The sequence below is a fragment of the Streptomyces sp. SID1328 genome, from assembly GCF_009865595.1.
GTDB classification, from domain to species: Bacteria; Actinomycetota; Actinomycetes; order Streptomycetales; family Streptomycetaceae; genus Streptomyces; species Streptomyces griseoluteus.
Genome location: NZ_WWKH01000397.1, coordinates 1 through 3,960 on the forward strand (window position 1 = coordinate 1; position 3,960 = coordinate 3,960).

A 3,960-nucleotide genomic window follows, 5' to 3' on the forward strand; every position below is an offset into this window, starting at 1 on the left:
GCGTGCCAGGCGTCGCGAGCCAGGCGGGACTTTGCGGACACGCCCTAAGGTGCCCGCATGACTTCTGCGGCTTATCTCTCCGGGTTGTTCGCGCTGGACGGGCGCGTCGCCGTCGTGACGGGGGGCAGTTCCGGGATCGGCCGGGCGATCGCCGAGGCGCTGGCGCGGGCCGGGGCCTCGGTGGTGGTCGTGGCGCGGGGCAAGGAGGCGCTGGAGGCCACCTGCGCCCAGCTCGCCGGACTCGACTGCCGTGCCGGGTGGGTGAGCGCCGACCTGAGCACACGGGACGGGGTGCGGGCCGCCGCAGAGGAGGCGGCCGGGGTGTTCGGCGAGCCCGACATCCTCGTCAACTGCGCCGGGATCAATCTGCGGCCCCCCTTCAGCGAGTTGAGCGACGAGGAGTGGGACCTCACCCTCGCCGTGAACCTCCGGGCACCGCATCTGCTGAGCCGGCGTTTCGGGCCCGGCATGGCCGAGCGGGGCTTCGGACGGATCGTCCACATCTCCTCCCAGCAGGCACACCGCGCCTTCGTCCGCTCGGGGGCGTACGGCGTGTCCAAGGGCGCGCTGGAGTCGCTCGCCCGCTCCCAGGCCGAGGAGTGGTCGCCGTACGGCGTCACCGTCAACACGCTGGTGCCGGGCTTCGTGATGACGCCGCTCAACGCGCGGCTGTCGTCCGACCCGGAGAAGGTGGCGGCACTGGCCGCGCGGACGATGGTGGGGCGCAACGGTCTCGCCGAGGACTTCGCGGGCGCCGCCGTCTTCCTGGCGAGCCGCGCCTCGGGTTACGTCACCGGCCAGTCCCTCTTCGTGGACGGCGGGTTCTCGGTGCACTGAGAAGACAGGTGTGCCGAAAAGCCGCCCCGTCCGGCCGAGTCCAGGAACATCACGGCGCCCCCGTTCGCTGTATCGGGTATGACCGACGAGTACCGCACCGAGCACGACTCCATGGGCGAGGTCCGCGTCCCCGCCCACGCCAAGTGGCGCGCGCAGACCCAGCGCGCCGTCGAGAACTTCCCCGTCTCCGGGCAGCGTCTGGAGCGGGCGCACATCGAGGCGCTGGCCCGGATCAAGGGCGCGGCGGCGAAGGTGAACGCCGACCTCGGCGTGCTGGACCGGGACGTGGCCGACGCGATCCAGGGGGCGGCCGCCGAGGTCGCGGACGGCACCTGGGACGAGCACTTCCCGGTGGACGTCTTCCAGACCGGCTCCGGCACCTCCTCCAACATGAACGCCAACGAGGTCATCGCCACCCTCGCCGGCGAGCGCCTCGGCCGGGACGTGCACCCCAACGACCAGGTGAACGCCTCCCAGTCGTCCAACGACGTCTTCCCGTCCTCGATCCACATCGCGGCCACCGCGGCCGTGGTCCACGACCTCATCCCCGCCCTGGAGCACCTCGCCGCAGCCCTCACCCGCAAGGCGGAGGAGTTCGCGGACGTGGTGAAGGCGGGGCGCACGCATCTGATGGACGCGACCCCCGTGACGCTGGGTCAGGAGTTCGGCGGCTACGCGGCGCAGGTGACGTACGGCGTGGAGCGGCTGCGTTCCTCGCTGCCCCGGCTGGCCGAACTCCCGCTCGGCGGCACGGCGGTGGGCACCGGGATCAACACTCCGCCCGGCTTCTCGGCGGCCGTGATCGAGGAGGTGGCGCGGGCGACCGGGCTGCCCTTCACCGAGGCCCGCGACCATTTCGAGGCGCAGGGCGCGCGCGACGGGATCGTGGAGACCAGCGGCCAGCTGCGGACCATCGCGGTCGGCCTGACGAAGATCGCCAACGATCTGCGCTGGATGTCCTCCGGCCCGCGCACCGGCCTCGCCGAGATCCGGCTGCCCGACCTCCAGCCGGGCTCCTCCATCATGCCGGGCAAGGTCAACCCGGTCGTCCCGGAGGCGGTGCTGATGGTCGCGGCCCAGGTCATCGGCAACGACGCCACCATCGCCACGGCCGGCGCCGCCGGGAACTTCGAGCTGAACGTGATGCTCCCGGTCATGGCGAAGAACGTGCTGGAGTCGGTGCGGCTGCTGGCCAACGCCTCCCGCCTGCTGGCCGACCGCACCGTCGACGGCATCACCGCCGACCGCGAACGCGCCCGCGAGTACGCCGAGTCCTCTCCCTCGGTCGTGACCCCGCTCAATCGCTATGTGGGGTACGAGGAGGCCGCGCGGATCGCCAAGAAGTCCCTGGCGGAGCGGAAGACCATCCGTGAGGTGGTGCTGGAGGAGGGCTATGTGGAGCGCGGCGACCTGACGCTGGAGCAGTTGGACGAGGCGCTGGATGTCCTGCGGATGACGCGCCCGTGACGTCCCGCGAACGGCACCGCCGATTTCCCGCCACCTGTCCGGAAGGGTGACGCGCACCGCAGCATCGGGTGCTTCCGGCACCTAATATCTGTCCATGACGGACGACGAAGCGGTGAGACGAGCGGAAGCGGGCCCGACGGCGGCGTACTGGACCCCCGGCACCCCGATCCTGTGGCGGTACCGGGAGAACGCGGGCGACGCGTTCCACATCGCGCGTCCCGTCACCGTCGTCCGGGACGACGCCGAGCTGCTCGCCGTATGGCTGGCCCCCGGTACCGAGTGCGTCAAGCCGGTGCTGGCCGACGGCACCCCGGTCCACCTGGAGCCGCTGGAGTCCCGCTACACCAAGCCGCGCGTGGTGCGGCGGGACCGCTGGTTCGGCACCGGGGTGCTGAAGCTGGCCCGGCCCGGCGAGCCCTGGTCGGTGTGGCTGTTCTGGGAACCGGGCTGGCGCTTCAAGAACTGGTACGTCAACCTGGAGCAGCCGCTGGCCCGTTGGGCCGGCGGGGTCGACTCCGAGGACCATTTCCTGGACATCTCCGTCCACCCGGACCGCACCTGGCACTGGCGGGACGAGGACGAGTTCGCCCAGGCGCAGCGGGACGGCCTGATGGACGCGGAGACCGCCGCGCGGGTGAAGTCGGCGGGACGGCGGGCGGTGGAGGTGATCGAGGCGTGGGGCTCTCCGTACACCGACGGCTGGCAGCACTGGCGGCCCGATCCATCCTGGTCGGTGCCCGCGCTCCCGGAGGACTGGGACCGTACGCCCGCGCACGTGTCCTCATGAGACCCTTGATGCGCCCCCGGACCACAACCGTAGGATCGTCCTCCGCAAGGGCACCGAGGTACAACTGCCGGAGTCTGCGCAGAGCCTGACCATATGTCACCGAGGGGCGGCAGCACGTGAGCGAGGGGTACGAGGCGGGCGGCGGCGCGGGGTTCACCCGCTCGGCGGAAACCACCGCTGACCACGCGGGAATTCCGTTCCTGGGACACGTAATCCGGGTATCGGGACTTCGGCGGCCTCTCCTGCGCGCCCGGCGCGCAGCCCCGGACGGACGGATTCGACACGCGTGACGGAGCAGCCCACTTCCTCCTGCGGACGCCCCCAGCCGGGCGTCGACCCCGCCGTGCGCGGGGCGCTGCTGGGCGCACCGGCCCAGACCCGGGGCGGCGCGGGCACGGGGAAGAACAAGAAGAAGGAGCGCCCAGTCAACGGCCCTGAGCACTCGCAGCCTGCCGCCGCCGAGCCCATGGGGGAACCTCCCGCGCGCGCGAAGTCCAGCGTGGGGGAACACCGTCCGAGGCCCGCGCCGGAGTCCATTCCCGCCCAGCCGGGCGCCGAGAAGGAGCGCGCACCGGGCGGCCAGGAGCGGCGTACCGGCCGCGGTGGCCCGCCCGGACGCCCGATGCCGATGCGCCGCGACGGCGACCGGCTGCGGTTCGTCGGCGCGGCCACCCGGCGCATCGCGCGCGGCCTCGACCTGGACGAGATCGTCATGGGTCTGTGCCGCGCCACCGTGCCCACCTTCTCCGACGCGATCCTGGTCTACCTGCGCGACCCGCTGCCGGTCGGCGACGAGCGGCCCACCGGGCCGGTGGTGCTGCGGCTGCGCCGCACCGACCGCATTCCGGACGAGCGGGAGGCCGAGGGCC

Annotated in this window: 3 protein-coding genes and 1 pseudogene; all 4 read left to right on the forward strand. The window is 72.4% G+C overall.

Translation table 11 applies throughout. The features are described from left to right. The first annotated feature begins 57 nt into the window (after positions 1-57). On the forward strand, positions 58-837 hold the full coding sequence (locus tag GT030_RS11890; protein WP_161201079.1) for an SDR family oxidoreductase: 780 nt from the start codon (positions 58-60) through the stop codon (positions 835-837). A 78-nt stretch (positions 838-915) separates the two neighbouring features. Continuing rightward, complete coding sequence (locus GT030_RS11895; protein ID WP_161201080.1) at positions 916-2,304, forward strand: class II fumarate hydratase; 1,389 nt, start codon at positions 916-918, stop codon at positions 2,302-2,304. A gap of 94 nt (positions 2,305-2,398) precedes the next feature. Further along, on the forward strand, positions 2,399-3,091 hold the full coding sequence (locus GT030_RS11900) for a DUF402 domain-containing protein (RefSeq protein ID WP_161201081.1): 693 nt from the start codon (positions 2,399-2,401) through the stop codon (positions 3,089-3,091). Positions 3,092-3,377: 286 nt separating this feature from the next. Continuing rightward, a pseudogene (locus GT030_RS11905) lies at positions 3,378-3,960 on the forward strand (serine/threonine protein phosphatase); the annotation flags it as partial.

Excerpts from the sequence above, each read along its gene's own strand:
- GT030_RS11895 (WP_161201080.1), top strand. The coding sequence starts at position 916 with ATGACCGACGAGTACCGCACCGAGCACGACTCCATGGGCGAGGTCCGC.
- GT030_RS11890 (WP_161201079.1), top strand. The coding sequence starts at position 58 with ATGACTTCTGCGGCTTATCTCTCCGGGTTGTTCGCGCTGGACGGGCGC.
- GT030_RS11900 (WP_161201081.1), top strand. The coding sequence starts at position 2,399 with ATGACGGACGACGAAGCGGTGAGACGAGCGGAAGCGGGCCCGACGGCG.